Origin of the sequence: Mesoflavibacter sp. CH_XMU1422-2 (assembly GCF_037029245.1) — a bacterium.
Classification (GTDB): domain Bacteria; phylum Bacteroidota; class Bacteroidia; order Flavobacteriales; family Flavobacteriaceae; genus Mesoflavibacter; species Mesoflavibacter zeaxanthinifaciens.
Genome location: NZ_JAYMEE010000005.1, coordinates 35,187 through 51,979, shown reverse-complemented (window position 1 = coordinate 51,979; position 16,793 = coordinate 35,187). Strand labels below are relative to the sequence as shown.

The window sequence follows — 16,793 nt, the reverse complement described above, 5'->3', positions numbered from 1 at the left end:
AAAAAATCTCCACTAACTTCTAACCACTAACCACTAACCACTAACTACTAACTACTCACTACTAATAAAACACCTCTACCCCATAAGCACTACCGCCTGATAATAAATAAGATTCACCATTTACATCTTGATAAAAACTAACACGAACTAATGCAAATAACACACCGTCTCCTGTAGGTGTACCAGAAACTTCTATAGAAAAAACATCATTATTATAATCGCGTTCTATAATTAATGGTGTTTCAATAACCTGTGTATAAGTATTAGTTTCAAAATCAAATCGTATCACACCTACCAATACTTCCATATAAGTAGCATCTTTAGGAAATCCAACCATATCTGCATTAAAATCACTCACATTAAAGGTTAAGGTATCCCAATCAAAACCATAACGACAAGACAATAAACTAGACCGCTTAGGCGTAATAATAAAATCTTTAAACAACTGCTTTCCTCGCTCTGATGCTATACCAACTGCAACTTTACGCTGTCCTCTTTCAGAAATAGTATCACAATTTTTAATCTTCAAAAACAACTGCATTAGTCTACTATGTAGCGTTCCGTCTTTATAACCCAATAAAAAAGGACGTATCGCTTGTTTAAACACCTTATTATTTTTTGAACACACTGCAAACTCACTATTACTTTCCCTAACACGTACCATGTTTGCTCCAGTTTTGATAGCTTTCCTTGTAAAGCCTCCTCCGGCAACTCTAGCTGTTGGTACTCCTTTTCTATAATAAAAATTAATACCTCCAAGTGTCCCTTCTATAAAAATAATACCACGTTGTTTAGCCATAATAATAGTTGTTTTCTTATACAAGACCCTAATATAATGAAAATCAAAAACATAAAACATACATATATCATATTTACACTGATTATATATCAACTATATGCCGACTTTATTTCGACTAAAACAAAACTTTTTTATATAAAAAAATCCCGAAAAAACTCGGGATTCTTATATTTTGTAAAGTAAAATAAAGGCTACATGTTACGTCTATACTGTCCACCAACTTCAAATAATGCTGAAGTGATTTGACCTAAACTACAAACTTTACAAACATCCATTAAGGCTTCAAAAATATTTTCGTTGTTAATGGCTTTTTGTTGAAGGTCTTTTAACAAGCTTTCAGTATCATTTCCTTTGTGTAGATTTTCTAAAGTTTTAATCTGATTTTGCTTCTCTTCTTCTGTTGCTCTAATCACTTCTGCAGGAATTACAGTTGGTGATCCTTTACTACTTAAGAAGGTATTTACACCAATTATTGGGAAATCTCCGTTATGCTTCAACGTCTCATAATACAAGCTTTCTTCTTGAATTTTACTACGTTGGTACATGGTTTCCATAGCGCCTAAAACGCCGCCACGTTCTGTAATACGATCAAATTCTGCTAACACAGCTTCTTCAACTAAATCGGTTAATTCTTCGATAATGAAAGAGCCTTGTAACGGATTTTCATTCTTCGCTAATCCTAATTCTTTGTTGATAATTAACTGAATTGCCATAGCACGACGTACAGATTCTTCTGTTGGTGTTGTAATCGCTTCGTCATAGGCATTGGTATGTAACGAGTTACAATTATCGTAAATCGCGTAAAGCGCTTGCAACGTCGTACGAATGTCATTAAAATCAATCTCTTGCGCATGTAAACTACGACCAGACGTTTGGATGTGATATTTTAACATTTGCGCTCTAGCGTTAGCGCCGTATTTATTTTTTAAAGCTTTTGCCCAAATACGTCTTGCTACACGACCAATTACGGCGTATTCTGGATCAATTCCGTTTGAGAAGAAAAACGATAAGTTTGGTCCAAACTTATTGATGTCCATACCACGACTTAAATAATATTCCACGTAAGTAAAACCATTGGATAACGTCAATGCTAACTGCGTAATTGGATTGGCTCCAGCTTCTGCAATATGGTAACCAGAAATAGATACCGAATAGAAGTTACGCACGTTATTGTCTATAAAATACTCTTGCACATCACCCATTAAACGTAATGCAAACTCTGTTGAAAAAATACACGTATTTTGAGCTTGATCTTCTTTTAAAATATCGGCTTGAACTGTACCTCTTACTTGGGCAATGGTTTTGGTTTTAATATCGTTATAAACAGCTTCTGGTAAGACTTGATCACCAGTTACACCTAATAACATTAACCCTAAACCGTCGTTACCTTCCGGTAAATCACCATGATATCTTGGTCGTTCTACGCCTTTATCTTTGTATATCTTGGCTATTTTAGCTTCAACGTCTTTTTCAAGACCGTTTTCTTTAATGTAAATCTCACATTGTTGGTCTATTGCAGCATTCATAAAAAAGCCTAATAGCATCGGTGCAGGACCATTAATAGTCATACTTACCGATGTTTTTACATCTGCCAAATTAAATCCTGAATATAACTTTTTAGCATCGTCTAAGCAACAAATACTAACTCCTGCATTACCAATTTTACCGTAAATGTCAGGACGTAAATCTGGATCGTTACCATAAAGTGTTACACTATCAAAAGCTGTAGATAAACGCTTTGCAGGCATACCTTGACTTACATAATGAAAACGCTTGTTGGTACGTTCTGGTCCACCTTCGCCAGCAAACATACGTGCTGGATCTTCGCCTTTACGTTTAAACGGATATAATCCTGATGTATATGGGAATTCTCCTGGTACATTTTCTTGCAACGTCCATTTTAAAATATCGCCCCAAGCTTGATACTTTGGCAACGCTACTTTTGGAATTTGTAAATGCGAAAGCGATTCGGTATGCGTTTCAATCTTTATGTCTTTATCACGCACTTTAAAGCTATAAATTGGCGCTTTGTATTTGTTTACTTTGTCTTCCCAACCTGTGATGACTTCCCAATTGTATGGATCTAAGTTTAGTTTTACACGGTCAAATTCTTTAAGTAGTAGATGTAAAAATGAATTAGAAGATTCCTCGTCAGTCGTACCTCCTTCTGTCGGAATGACACGATTATTGTCATTCTGAGCAATGCGAAGAATCTCATCAAAATTTAACCCATTTTTATCTAAAAGAGATTTCTCACTTTCGTTCGAAATGACAGCTACAGAACATATCGTCTTATAAATTCCGTATAATTTTTGAGCGACTTCAACTTGGACTTCAACTGTATTATCATATGCGCGATTGCTTTCAGCAATTTCTGATAAGTAACGCGTACGATTTGGTGGAATAACAAAAACCTTCTCACTCATTTGATCTGTAATTTCAAATGTCGAATTTAAATCGGCTTCAGTGTTTTCAACTAATTTATCCATTACCGTTTTGTACAACGTATTCATTCCTGGATCATTAAACTGCGATGCGATAGTCCCGAAAACAGGTAATTTATCTTGTAGAATGTCCCAAAGATTATTGTTACGCATGTATTGTTTACGCACATCTCTTAAAGCATCTAATGCGCCTCTTTTATCAAACTTATTGATGGCTACTAAGTCTGCAAAGTCAAGCATATCAATCTTTTCTAGCTGAGTTGCAGCACCAAATTCTGGCGTCATCACGTAAAGAGAAACATTAGAATGTTCTATAATTTCGGTATCAGATTGACCGATACCAGACGTTTCTAAAATGATTAAATCGTATTCGGCAGCTTTTAAAACCTCAACCGCTTCATTTACATATTTTGATAAAGCTAAATTAGATTGACGCGTTGCCAAACTACGCATATACACACGAGGTGAGTTAATAGCATTCATACGAATACGGTCACCTAACAATGCGCCACCAGTTTTACGTTTTGATGGATCTACTGAAATTAAACCAATGGTTTTCTCTGGAAAATCGATTAAAAAGCGTCTAACAAGCTCGTCTACCAAACTCGATTTTCCTGCGCCACCAGTACCGGTAATACCTAAAACGGGTGTTTTTGATGTTTTATTTTTATTGTGAATTTGATCTAAAGTGTCTTTAGCTACTTCAGGAAAATTTTCGGCAGAAGAAATTACTCGCGCTAAATCTTTTGGGTTTTTCCTTGCTAAATCTTCAACTTTTACCTCAAGCTTATCTCCTATTGCAAAGTCAGATTGTTGCACTAAATCATTAATCATACCTTGTAAACCAAGCTCACGTCCATCGTCTGGCGAGTAGATACGTGTAATCCCGTAATCCATTAATTCTTTAATTTCTGAAGGAAGAATTACTCCGCCTCCACCGCCAAAAATTTTGATGTGTTCAGCGCCTTTTTCATTTAAAAGGTCGTACATGTATTTAAAATACTCGTTATGACCACCTTGATAAGATGTTAATGCTATAGCGTTTACATCTTCTTGAATAGCTGTGTTTACAACTTCTTCTACACTACGGTCGTGACCTAAATGAATAACTTCTACGCCAGTAGATTGAATAATACGGCGCATGATATTTATAGATGCATCGTGCCCATCAAAAAGTGATGCTGCGGTTACGATACGTACTTTATGTTTTGGTTTGTATGGTGCGATTTGTTCCATTCGTAAAAATCTATCTTTTTATGAGCTGCAATTTACGGATAATTCAAAAAAATTGCTATTTATAAAAAAATTTTTCAAGAGGTTTAACTTTTTAATATTTCTTAGAGAGTCAAATATTTAGTAGTTTTAAAAGAAATAGCTTTTTTTAAAGCTATTTATGGGTCTTTTCTGACTTTTAATAACTAAACTTATGCTAAAGCTCTTAAAAAAAATACTAAGCGATAATTTATTTTTTTCTTACAAGTTAACAGCTTTAGTTACCATATTGGCTTCTTTAATCAATTTATACTTTTGGTTTTCTGGGAATTATTATAATGTTTTTTCTGGTTATACAATAAATCCTAATGCAACCATGAAGATTATAACCAGTTTAAGCTTTTTAATAGTTGGGGCTGCATATTACTTTAAAGATAAAAATATCATTAGACTGCTTTTAATTGGTGGATTGCTTATTCAATTTACAGAATTTATACTAATCTTTTTTAATTTGATTGATCCCATTGAGTGGCATTTAAGCTCTCTGGGTACAATATCTATGTTCATATTAACATATTTAGCCATGTATTTTATAAAGATTAGACGACTTAAAGTTGTGTTTTTACTCTTAAATGGTTTACTATATATTCTATCTTCTTTTGCCGTTTTTTATTACTTGTTAGACATGAATGAACTTAATAAAATACCTGGTTTTGAGTCTTTAAGTTGGAATACTGCTATGTTGTTTTTTATGAATGCCATATCACTTTTTGAATTGAAGTTAGTGAAAAGAATAGACACAATAAAGCTTGACGACATTATTAATAAGAAAACGCATCCTTATAATTACTTCCCTTATTTTTTTCTAGTACCCATCATTCTAATCGTTATAATATCTATTCTTGCCTATTATAAAATCATTTCTATAGTTCAAGCTGCTTTTTTTATTATATTATTTCTTAATACCTCTTCGTTTATAAACATGTTTTTCTATTCTTATAACTTTATAAAGTTTTATATGGATATTACTAAAAAATCATCTCAATTAAGAACTAATAACAGAAAGCTAAACGCTTTAAATACAGAATTAGAAAAGCTTAATAAAAACCTGAAGAAAAAAAACACCTACCTAGAGGATTTTGCTACTATAACTTCTCATAACTTAAGAGAACCTATAATTGCTTTAAAAGAACTACAAAAAGTCACTAAGCATGTTGCTACAGAAAACAGTTTTACCAATGAAGAAGTACAAGATATGTACTATACAACAATAAGAAGGCTTAATCAAGGAATTAACTCTTTAGTACAATATCATGATTTTATTAAAAACGAAGAGCAAACGATAGATCAAAAAACATCATTACAAAAAGAAATTAAAAAGATATTTTCTGATTTAGAAAATATTTTACCAAAAGAAGCTACTTTAAGCTTAAATATTGAAGAAGACATTATGCTATCTAAGAATTGTGTAGATACTATTTTTAGAAACTTGCTTACCAACTCTATCAAATACAAAAGAGATAATATTGATTTATTTATAAAAATCATATGCTTTAGAGTTGATAATTCTTACAACATCTTATATAAGGATAATGGTACTGGAATTAATCTTAACTTTTTTAAAAAACAACTATTTAAAAAAAGAAAAAGATTTCATAAAAAAAGTAATAACTCTAACGGTTATGGTCTATACTATACAGAGCTATGTGTAAAAAAGCTTAACGGAAAAATTGATGTATACAGCACACCTGAAAAAGGAACTGCTTTTAGAATAAAACTTAAACTTCCCCTATCATGAATACAACAGCCGTAATTGATGACAACTTGGTCTTTAGAAAAATGACTAAAATATTACTAAAACAAACAGGTATACAAGAAGAAAATATTTTACTCTTTAGCAACGGGAAAGAAATGTATGACTTTATGCAACAACATAGTAATAATACCGCTGTATTACCACAGATTATTTTTTTGGACTTAAACATGCCAATTATGGATGGTTGGGACTTTTTAAATGCCCTTCAAGATTTTAAAAAAGAGCACCATTACTCACCAAAAATATATATAGTGACATCTTCTGTAGACCAAAAAGATTACCATAGTGTTATTAAAATAACTACAATTGAAGACTATATTATAAAACCCTTAAATAATCAAACATTAATTAAGATTTTTAATGATAAGACTTAGTGAAAGTTTAAAGAAAAATCTAACATTAATAATACTTCTGGTGAACTATTTTCAACTAGAAAAATTATTTGTTATAAAGCTATAATTTTTCACAATACTTTACTTTGCAAAAACGATTGAGGCTTTGTTGAAGCTCTTTTTGTGTTGTTGCACCTATGCAACACAAAAAAGCGACTGCCGAAAGCGTGGTATTTTGTTAAACTTACGTTGCAGACAACGTAAGTTTAACAAAATATTTGCCCTAATAATTAGTACCTTTACCGACTAAATATTTTACTATGAAACGAATTTTTGCTCTACTATTATTAATTTCTGTTACCTCTTGTGCAGAACTACAACAAGTTGTTAACCAATTACCACAAGGAGGAACGGTATCTGAATTAGATATTGCCAATGGTTTACGCCAAGCTTTAGATTTAGGGATAGATAAACAAGTCTCTAAACTAACTCAAAAAGATGGGTTTTATAAAAATGAATTGGTAAAAATTTTATTACCTGAAGAATTACAAAAAGTAGACAAGGCTTTAAGAGATATTGGTTTAGACAACCTTGCAGACGAAGGTATTAAAGCACTTAACAGAGCTGCTGAAGATGCTGTTAGCGAAGCTACACCTATCTTTGTTAATGCAGTTAAAGGAATCACTTTTAATGATGCAAAAAACATTTTGTTAGGTAATGATACCGCTGCAACAGATTACTTAGAAAGCAGAACTAAAACTGAACTTTACAACAAATTTAATCCGGTGATTAAAAATAGTTTTGATAAGGTTGGCGCTGATCAAATTTGGGCAAATTTAATTACAAAATACAATGCTATACCTTTTACTAATAATGTAAATCCAGACTTAACAGATTATGTTACTAACGAAGCATTAAAAGGTGTTTACACTATGATTGCTGTTGAAGAAGGAGAAATTAGAAATAAGGTAAGCTCTAGAGGTACAGAATTATTAAAAAAGGTTTTTGCTCTACAAGACTAACTTTATATAATAATTGCATAATGTTAAGGTAACATTTAAACTAGCAATTTGTCACATCTTTGCACTGCAAAAGTGAAGGAGTTATCTCATTTTCTTTTACTTGAGTTAGTTTAGTTAGTTATTAAAAGAGTCTGTTTTGAAGAAAAAGCGAATAGACTCTTTTTTTTATCAAAAAATTAGAGATTTATTTTTTTTCTTCAAATAAATAAACTAATTTAAATAACTAAAAATCAACCTCTAAAAGTTATGAGTCGTAGAGATAAATTAAAACAACAGCAGTTAAAACTTAACAAACGTTACAAACAACTTGTTGAAGAAGCTTATAATTTGCGTCAAACCAACCATGAAGAAAGCGACTTATCTGAATATAGAGCTTTAAAACTTTTAGATAAGCTTAATAAACTTAAGTTTTTAGTTAGAGATAGTCCTCAATCGCTTTCTTAACTCTATAAAATAATCAAACGCTTTTATAAGTCTAGAGCCATACCACGAAAAATACTCTCCATCTACAAAAACGGTTTTTGCATGGTGTGTTTTACGTCCAATTTCAAAAGCGTGTTCATCTTTAAAAGGATAAGGTTCGCTAGACAAAAAGACAATTTCTGGATCGCCTTGTAATCTTATTTTTTTTAGTTCTATTTCTGGATAACGCTCTAAATTTGCGTAAATATTTTGATATTTATTTAGCTCTAATAAATGATTAATAAACGTATTGTTTGCTGCTACCATCCATGGTTCTCTCCAAATAAAATAGGCAACTTTTATAACTTTTTCGGCTTTAATAAATGTTTTAAAATTGTTTAAATGAAATTGAATTTTATTTGAAATACGCTGCGCGTTGGTGCGTTTTTTAAAAATTACACCATAATCTGTTATTAAATCCAAACAGTCTTCTATAGTTACAATATCTGACACATGAACTTGACAAATCTCTTGACAAGCTTCTACAATTTCTGGTGTATTTTCTTCCTTATTGCATAAAATAATATCAGGATTAAGCTGCTTAATCTTTTCTATTTTAATGTTTTTTGTACCACCAACAACTTGTTTTGTACTTTTAAAATGAAATGGATGCACACAAAATTTTGTAATACCTACAATGCTTTCTTCTAAACCTAAATCATAAAGTAGTTCGGTTTGAGAAGGTACCAAACTAACAATACGTTTTGGCGTAACACTTATATCAATATGATTACCTAAATGGTCTGTCATTATGATTCTAAAATGGCTTGCATTTCTTTTTGTAATACTTCTGCTTTTTGTGCTGCTGCTTGTGCAAAGTCTTCTTGGTTTGAAGCATAGATAATACCTCTTGACGAGTTAATTAACAAACCTACATCTTTGGTCATTCCATATTTACATACGTCTTGAAGGTTACCGCCTTGCGCACCGACACCAGGAACTAATAAGAAACTATTTGGTATTATTTGTCTAATTTCAGATAAATACTCAGCTTTTGTAGCACCAACTACGTACATTAAGTTTTCTGAATTAGCGTAAGTTTTAGAGGTTTCTAACACTTGCTTGTAAAGCTCTTTACCATCAACAAGTTTAGTTTGAAAATCAAAAGCACCTTGATTAGAGGTTAACGCTAAAAGTATGGTGTGTTTGTCTTTAAATGCTAAAAAAGGCTCGACTGAATCTTTACCCATATATGGTGCTATGGTTACACTATCAAACGCTAAATCTTCAAAAAAGGCTTTAGCATACATAGTGCTAGTATTACCAATATCACCACGTTTTGCGTCTGCTATAGTAAAAATTTCTGGATGATTTTCGTTTAAATAATTGATTGTTTTTTCTAAAGCTTGCCAACCTTTTAAACCATACGCTTCAAAAAATGCAATATTTGGTTTGTATGCCACACAAAGATGATGTGTTGCATCTATTATAGCTTTATTAAACTCGAAAATAGGATCTTCGGTTTGTAAAAGATGCTGTGGTATTTTATTTAAATCTACATCTAATCCCACACAAAGGAAGGATTTCTTTTTTTTGATTTGGTCTATTAGTTGTTGTGTTGTCATGTTTAGTACTTTAAATAAAAATAATTAATAGATAGTATATGAAACAATAAAAGTTGTTGTTGTATCGCTTTTATAAGACATAAAGTAGCTTTCATAAATTCTTTCATCTAGAAAATTGATAAATAAATTATTTTCATTTTCTTCTGTTATAGAGTATTTTTCTTTCTCCAGACATTCTTTAATAATATCTCCATCAAACTCATTAAGTAAATTTGTAATCCAAATTATATTATCAAATACTAATTTCTTGTTCGTTTTAAAATCTAACGGTCTCTCATAAAAAAACTCAGCAGAAAGCTCAAAATGATCACATCCTCCTCTTTTTATTGCCAATGTCCAATGGTCATTTAGAATAATTTCAGCTTTCTTTTCATCATCAAACCATACATAATCTTTTAATTCTTCAATATTTTTTAAAAACTCGTCAGTTTGAGTTGTTTGGTCAAATATACAATCCTGATTACTACTCAAGAATTTTTGACTGGTAATCATATTATTAGAAGTAATTATAATAAAAAGTATGAATAATAAGTGTTTCAAATTTTATGTAGACAATGTATTAGTTTTATAAAAAAAGCCTCAAAAAGAGGCTTATATTTTTAATTATTACTTGCTTTAGAATATGATTTACCTTTTTTATAGATTGGTATTTTTAAACCAGCGTATATATTTGCTGCTTGACTTGAATCTGATAACAGATTAGTCAAAATTGTTTGAGATCCAATAAATAATGGTCCTGCTCTAAAACCAAAACCTGCTTGAAAACCACTGTATTCTGATACTCCTAAAGGTAAATAAACACTTACCCATTTACGCTCAAATCTTGGCGTAAGTGTAAATGTATTGTCTATTGAGTTTGTGTTAACTTCTCCTTTTTTTCTTAATGATAAATCACTTCTAAAGTTTAAGAAGAATTGAGAGTCTAAATTATAATCTGCTGTTATATGCAATGCTGTTGGAAGCAATACTTTTGTTGCATCTCTTTCTTCTACTAAGGTGTAGAATGCATCTAGTTTATCTTCAAAATCTTCTTCAGAATTAAACTGTGCTTCATTAATAGAGTTAGTTACATCATAAACTTTTACATCTGCATCTTTGTAATTAATGCTTCCTATATCTGTTATACTTATTCCTAATTTAAGTTTGTATGCTGCGTTAGACATATTATCTATATCTAAAGGATCTTTTCGCCACTCGTAAATAAAACCTAAATCTGCACCTAAACCTTGTGCATTATCTTCTAGTTTAAAATCGCCATCTCCATCTGCACTAAATGCATTAGAGCTTCCGTATTGTATGGTTCCTGTTGATGTTATTTGTCCATCTCCATTTATAAAAGTATTAGCATTATAATCTACAAGTAAGTTAGACCCTATAGTATATGCATTACCAAAACCTCTTAAGTACTTTATCGTTGCGCCTCCTTTTAAATAGTGTTGATTATTATCTAACAATACATGTCCGTAAGCAACACCAAATTCTGCCCAACCGTGTGTAGTTATTGTAAAATTATCTTCTTCTATTGTGAAGTCTGAGTTATCATCAAAGTTGTCTTCTACATTTTCAAACAAAACACCACTTAGCTCATTAACGTTAGAAAAAACTCTACCTCTTGTAATGATACCAATACTTGATTTAGGTGAAAGGTTAAGCATAAAAGACGGTCCCATTACATCTGCACTTATAGTGAAGTTGTTATTGTCTTTAGGTTCTGTTCTTGAATCGTCAAAGTCTTCACCTGAAAACAACTCGTTAAAATCTGCAACAAAATAATCATTATTAAATGTTGAAGATGCAGAAGCTAGATTAATTTCTGTCCTAAATTTTGAGTTTACAATATTTGCTGGGTTTAACGCAACACCATGTAAACCGGAATAGTTATCTGAAGTATAACCTATAAATGATTGTGCATTGGCTATATTACAAACCAATAGTATAATAGCGATTTTTAAGAGTTTCATTTTAATTGGTTTAGTTAAGGTTAAATAGTCTCGTCACTAGCTTTTAACTTTTCAGTATTTTCTGCTAATTGTAACTCGTCTATAATTTTTTGGATATCTCCATTAACGATGTTTGATAGATCGTATAAAGTTAAACCAATACGATGGTCTGTAACACGTCCTTGAGGATAGTTATATGTTCTAATTTTTGCACTTCTGTCACCACTTGTCACCATTGTTCCTCTTAAAGCAGCTTCTTCTTCCATCTTTTTTGCTAACTCTAAATCGTATAATCTAGAACGTAATACTTTAAAAGCTTTTTCTTTATTTTTATGTTGCGACTTTTGGTCTTGACATTGTGCTACTAAACCTGTTGGTGTATGCGTTAAACGTACTGCAGAGTAGGTTGTGTTTACAGACTGTCCTCCTGGTCCTGAAGAACAGAAATAGTCTATACGTACATCTTTAGGGTCTATTTCTACATCAAACTCTTCTGCTTCTGGAAATACCATACAAGTTGCAGCACTGGTATGCACACGTCCTTGAGTTTCGGTTTGTGGTACACGTTGTACACGATGTACGCCTGCTTCAAATTTTAATGTACCGTAAACGTCTTCTCCAGATACTTCAAATTGAATTTCTTTAAAACCACCATTTGTACCTTCGCTATAATCTACAACGTCTACTTTCCAACCTTTACCTTCGCAATACTTAGTGTACATTCTAAATAAGTCACCAGCAAAGATACTAGCTTCGTCTCCACCAGTTCCTGCACGTAATTCGACTACCGCATTTTTAGAATCTTGTGGATCTTTTGGTATTAGAAGCATACGTATTTCTTCTTCTAATTTAGGGATACCTGTTTTAGCATCGTCGTATTGCATTTTAGCCATTTCGACCATTTCGGCATCGCTTCCGTCAGAAATAATTTCTTCTGCTTCTTTTAAGTTATTGGTAAGTTCTATATACTCTTCGCGCTTATCCATTAATACACGAAGATCTTTATATTCTTTATTTAACTCTACATAACGCTTTTGATCTGATATAATATCTGGTTGGATTATTAAATCGCTAACCTCATCAAAACGTTGTTTTACAATTTGTAACTTCTCTAACATCTATCTTTTTTGTTGAAAAACAAAAATACGATAATTTATGAATTTGCAATATTTAATTATCCTGATCAAACACTAAATAATTAATACATATCTTTATTACAAACAAAAACTATTTTTACAGCACACATGACCAAACAATTAAAAAGTATTTTCTATTTGTATAAATCATTTTTTATCTGGTCATTACTTATAAATTTAATTTTTGTTTTGCTACAAACTCCTGATATAAGGCTTATTTTAATTGTTAAAATTTTATTACTTCTTTTTACCTATTACGTAATGATTAAAACTTACGGAAACCAAAAATTGATGCTGTATAAAATTTTAGGTATTTCTAATTTTAAGTTATTTGCGTCTATATATGTAATCGATCTTATTTTTAACATATTATTTTTCTCTTTAATTAACTTTATAACTGTATAAATTTTGGTTTTAGAAATAGATAATATCGAATTATATTTTAAAGATAAACGCATTTTAAATGGAATTTATCTAAGAGCTGAAACAGGTAAAATCACAAGTATTTTAGGTAGAAACGGATCAGGAAAAAGTTGCCTAATCAACATAGCTTTTGGAACATTAAAAGCTAAATATTGCAATATTAGAATTGATAAAAAACCGCTAATAAAAAAACTATATCTAACTAAAAAAGCAACATTTTTACCTCAGTTTCATTATACACCAAATCATTCTAAAATAATTTCTATTTTTAACCTATTTAATGTGAAATGGAATAATTTTATTGAAAATTTTCCTGAGTTTTCTAATCTCAAACATTCAAAATTTAATGAGCTCTCTGGTGGACAAAGAAGAATTATTGAAATTTATTTAATCTTAAAAAAAACTTCTGAAATTATTTTTTTAGATGAGCCTTTTTCTAACATTTCACCTTTATATATTGAAAAAATAAAAAGCCTTCTTGAAATAGAGAAAAAACAAAAAGTAATCATTTTGACAGATCATAACTATGAAGTCGTCATAGACATTTCTGATGAAATTTATTTACTTAAAAATGGATGTACTAAACTAATTAAGAACATTAATGAATTAGAGGATTACAACTATTTAATTCCAGGTACTTTAAACTAAAAAGTAAACTTTTTAAAATATATAATTATTCAAAAAGTTTATTTTCTTGATCGTCTAGCTCATTAGTATAAATGAGGTAAAATGCCATATAAAAAAATCCTAAAAAGTAGTAAAAACTCTCTAAATAATTAAAGAAATAAATATCAAAGTAATTAGCGACATAGCCTGAAACATCTGCAAACATGATTAAGTAAACAAAAGTGGTAAAATAGAATGCTCTTTTTGAAGCGTACCTGAAGTAATAATTAGCTACAAAAGTACCTACTAATACCAAAACAAATCCATATATAAAAAGTAAAATCAACTCTAAATTAGATGCTGTTTTTAGAGATACTTGATATAACGACCTAATACCAATAAGTACATTTAGTATTGCTATTGCTGAAACTATTAATACATCTCTTATTTTTACGTTTAAAAAATTAGTCTTTTTTAAAACTCTTTGCAATAAAAGCAGGTAGGCAGATATTTTTACAACAAAATAGTATTCTGGGATAAGCGGGCTATCAAAGTAAAGATCTAAAATATCTGCAGATAAAAGCAGACACACAAAAGAAAGTATTAGATAGTCTTTAATAGTGAAAAGTAAAAAATATATTAGAATAAATAATACAGATATAGCTCTAACAGTTCTAAAAGTTAGCACATCAAAAAAATATACTGATAATAAGTTGACTATTAAGAGTAATGTGATAACAACTTTTATGGCTTGTTTAGAATTCATTAAAAACCCTACTTAATTGGAAAAGGTATTTTGTAAACTGAAACATCTTTTTAATAGACTGTAGCAGATTTATAAACAAAAAAACCTATTAAAAGAAGCAACCATTAAATATACTAAAAATCTACAACAACTCCTATACCTAAAAGCTGTTTCCATTGTACAGACGCACCTCGTTCTAAAGCTTCTGCTTCTTCGGTTTCAGGCTCTTCAATTATTTTAACATCATTATCGTATTTGATATGAGAACCTAAAGTTGCTTTTACAAAGTTATTTACTTTAAAATCGAAAACAACTTCCCAATCCACATCAATATTACCAAAACTGTTTAAATAATCTGTATACAAGCTTAACTGGTTACGTAGGTAAATATTTTCCATAACTTGAGCTTCGTAGGCGTTGGTAATTAAAATTCCCATTTCAGTTCGCATCATTTCTCCATCTTGTATTTTATTTCCGTCTATATCATAAACTGCTGGTGCTACACCAAACGCACCATTGTCTGCTAATTTTTGGTCTAATACAAATGTACCTTTAAAGGTTAGAGGCGATAAATAAAATGAAAGCTTTTCTATATTTTTTCCATACTCTGCTCCACCACCTACAAACACGTATCCTGGTGCCATAAAACGAGAAATAGGATTATCTCTGTTAGGATAGTTATACCCATTAGAGTATTGTGTTTTAAAGTTAAATCTACCTGAAAAATACCAATTAGAGATAGTGTCTTTTCTGTAACCAATTGTAGAGATTAACTCAAGCTCGTCTTCAGTTTTTCTTAGTAATTGATCTTCTTGCTTGTTAATACCATAACGTGTTCTTATAGCATTAAACCATATTAAATTATTCTTCTTGTAACGTAAGCTTGAATTTAAAGCTAAAAGTGCCGAAATTGAATTAGCACCACCAGCACTCCAGTTTACAAACGTAACCTCGTTTATATCTAAACCTACACGATTAACTTGTTTCCAAGTTAAAGTGTCTAAGGTTTTTACAATCGAATCTGTTTCTTGCGCTTGTGTTATTTGGGATACACAAACAGCTAAGATTAAAAGAAAAAATCTCATAATTATAGTTTATTGTTAGTAGGTAAACGTTCCGTATTCGCTTTCTATTGTAAGTTTTTTTGTTGAAGAAGCTTCTACACGTCCAACGATTTGAGCATCAACATTAAATGATTTTGAAATTTTTATAATCTCTTCGGCTACTTCAGGATTAACATACAATTCCATTCTGTGACCACAATTAAATACTTGATACATTTCTTTCCAATCTGTTTTTGACTGCTCTTGTATGAGTTTGAATAATGGTGGAATTGAAAACATGTTATCCTTTATCACATGTAAATTATCTATAAAGTGAAGAATTTTTGTTTGCGCTCCGCCACTACAATGAATCATCCCATGGATATCTTCGCTTGTATATTTTGAAAGAATTTGCTTTATAATTGGTGCATAAGTACGCGTTGGAGACAACACTAATTTACCAGCATCTATAGGCGATTTCTCTACCTTATCTGTTAATTTAATTTGACCAGAATACACTAAATCTTCTGGCACTGAAGCATCAAAACTTTCTGGATATTTCTTAGCTAAATATTTATTAAAAACATCGTGCCTTGCAGAAGTCAAACCGTTACTTCCCATTCCGCCATTATACTCTTTTTCATAAGTAGCTTGACCAAAACTTTCTAATCCAACAATAACATCTCCTGCTTTGATATTTGCATTATCAATAACATCTGCTCTATTCATTCTTGCTGTTACTGTAGAATCTACAATGATTGTTCTTACCAAATCACCAACATCTGCTGTTTCACCACCAGTTGAATGTATCGTTACTCCAAAGTTTTTAAGTTCTTCAATTAACTCTTCTGTACCATTAATTATTGCCGAAATAACTTCACCTGGAATTAAGTTTTTATTTCTTCCTATGGTTGAAGATAACATAATATTATCTGTTGCTCCTACACAAAGTAGATCGTCAATATTCATTATTAAAGCATCTTGCGCTATACCTTTCCAAACTGATAAATCTCCAGTTTCTTTCCAGTACATGTATGCTAAAGACGACTTTGTTCCTGCACCGTCTGCGTGCATTATTAAACAATAGTCAGAATTATTAGTTAGGTAATCTGGTACAATTTTACAAAAGGCTTTCGGGAATAATCCTTTATCTATGTTTTTTATGGCGTTGTGCACATCTTCTTTTGAAGCAGAAACACCTCTTTGACTGTAGCGTTTAGAAATTTCGGAACTCATTGTGTTGTGTTA

General features: G+C 31.0%; 15 protein-coding genes. 5 read left to right on the top strand and 10 right to left on the bottom strand.

Translation table 11 applies throughout. The features are described from left to right. Positions 1-61 precede the first annotated feature (61 nt). Positions 62-799 (bottom strand): hypothetical protein, encoded by a 738-nt coding sequence (locus tag WA340_RS01395; protein ID WP_336126990.1) that lies wholly within the window; start codon positions 797-799, stop codon positions 62-64. 191 nt (positions 800-990) lie between these two features. Then, positions 991-4,479, bottom strand: a complete 3,489-nt coding sequence (locus WA340_RS01390) for a methylmalonyl-CoA mutase family protein (RefSeq protein WP_336126989.1) — start codon at positions 4,477-4,479, stop codon at positions 991-993. Between the two features lie 190 nt (positions 4,480-4,669). Between WA340_RS01390 and WA340_RS01385 the strand changes: the two genes are divergently transcribed. From WA340_RS01385 to WA340_RS01370, 4 genes are all read left to right on the top strand, one after another. After that, positions 4,670-6,253 (top strand): sensor histidine kinase, encoded by a 1,584-nt coding sequence (locus tag WA340_RS01385; protein ID WP_336126988.1) that lies wholly within the window; start codon positions 4,670-4,672, stop codon positions 6,251-6,253. After that, complete coding sequence (locus WA340_RS01380) at positions 6,250-6,645, top strand: response regulator (protein WP_336126987.1); 396 nt, start codon at positions 6,250-6,252, stop codon at positions 6,643-6,645. Before WA340_RS01385 ends, WA340_RS01380 begins: the two co-directional genes overlap by 4 nt. 278 nt (positions 6,646-6,923) lie before the next feature. Continuing rightward, positions 6,924-7,625, top strand: a complete 702-nt coding sequence (locus tag WA340_RS01375) for a DUF4197 domain-containing protein (protein WP_106679211.1) — start codon at positions 6,924-6,926, stop codon at positions 7,623-7,625. Between the two features lie 246 nt (positions 7,626-7,871). Then, positions 7,872-8,069 (top strand): Lacal_2735 family protein, encoded by a 198-nt coding sequence (locus tag WA340_RS01370; protein WP_027880741.1) that lies wholly within the window; start codon positions 7,872-7,874, stop codon positions 8,067-8,069. Here the strand turns inward: WA340_RS01370 and WA340_RS01365 are convergent. From WA340_RS01365 to prfA, 5 genes are all read right to left on the bottom strand, one after another. Then, positions 8,037-8,837 carry a helical backbone metal receptor gene (locus tag WA340_RS01365; RefSeq protein ID WP_336126986.1) on the bottom strand — a complete coding sequence of 267 codons (801 nt, stop codon included), beginning with the start codon at positions 8,835-8,837 and terminating at the stop codon, positions 8,037-8,039. The genes WA340_RS01370 and WA340_RS01365 overlap by 33 nt on opposite strands. Next, positions 8,837-9,652 (bottom strand): orotidine-5'-phosphate decarboxylase, encoded by an 816-nt coding sequence (gene pyrF, locus WA340_RS01360; RefSeq protein WP_336126985.1) that lies wholly within the window; start codon positions 9,650-9,652, stop codon positions 8,837-8,839. Before pyrF ends, WA340_RS01365 begins: the two co-directional genes overlap by 1 nt. A 24-nt stretch (positions 9,653-9,676) precedes the next feature. Beyond that, positions 9,677-10,123: a hypothetical protein gene (locus tag WA340_RS01355; RefSeq protein WP_336126984.1), complete on the bottom strand. Its 447-nt coding sequence runs from the start codon at positions 10,121-10,123 to the stop codon at positions 9,677-9,679. Positions 10,124-10,251: 128 nt separating this feature from the next. Beyond that, positions 10,252-11,613, bottom strand: coding sequence for a DUF5723 family protein (locus WA340_RS01350; RefSeq protein WP_336126983.1), 1,362 nt, complete (start codon positions 11,611-11,613; stop codon positions 10,252-10,254). A gap of 20 nt (positions 11,614-11,633) precedes the next feature. Continuing rightward, complete coding sequence (gene prfA, locus WA340_RS01345) at positions 11,634-12,710, bottom strand: peptide chain release factor 1 (RefSeq protein WP_027880737.1); 1,077 nt, start codon at positions 12,708-12,710, stop codon at positions 11,634-11,636. A gap of 426 nt (positions 12,711-13,136) precedes the next feature. Between prfA and WA340_RS01340 the strand changes: the two genes are divergently transcribed. After that, complete coding sequence (locus WA340_RS01340) at positions 13,137-13,799, top strand: ATP-binding cassette domain-containing protein (protein ID WP_336126982.1); 663 nt, start codon at positions 13,137-13,139, stop codon at positions 13,797-13,799. Positions 13,800-13,824: 25 nt separating this feature from the next. On the opposite strand, the gene WA340_RS01335 is transcribed toward WA340_RS01340, so the two are convergent. From WA340_RS01335 to WA340_RS01325, 3 genes are all read right to left on the bottom strand, one after another. Then, the gene (locus WA340_RS01335) at positions 13,825-14,523 is read right to left on the bottom strand and encodes a hypothetical protein (RefSeq protein WP_336126981.1); all 699 of its coding nucleotides are present in this window, start codon (positions 14,521-14,523) and stop codon (positions 13,825-13,827) included. Between the two features lie 113 nt (positions 14,524-14,636). Continuing rightward, positions 14,637-15,587: a DUF3078 domain-containing protein gene (locus WA340_RS01330; protein ID WP_336126980.1), complete on the bottom strand. Its 951-nt coding sequence runs from the start codon at positions 15,585-15,587 to the stop codon at positions 14,637-14,639. 15 nt (positions 15,588-15,602) lie between these two features. After that, entirely contained in the window at positions 15,603-16,781 is a 1,179-nt protein-coding gene (locus WA340_RS01325; protein ID WP_223076256.1) for an AIR synthase related protein, read from the bottom strand. Positions 16,782-16,793: the final 12 nt, after the last annotated feature.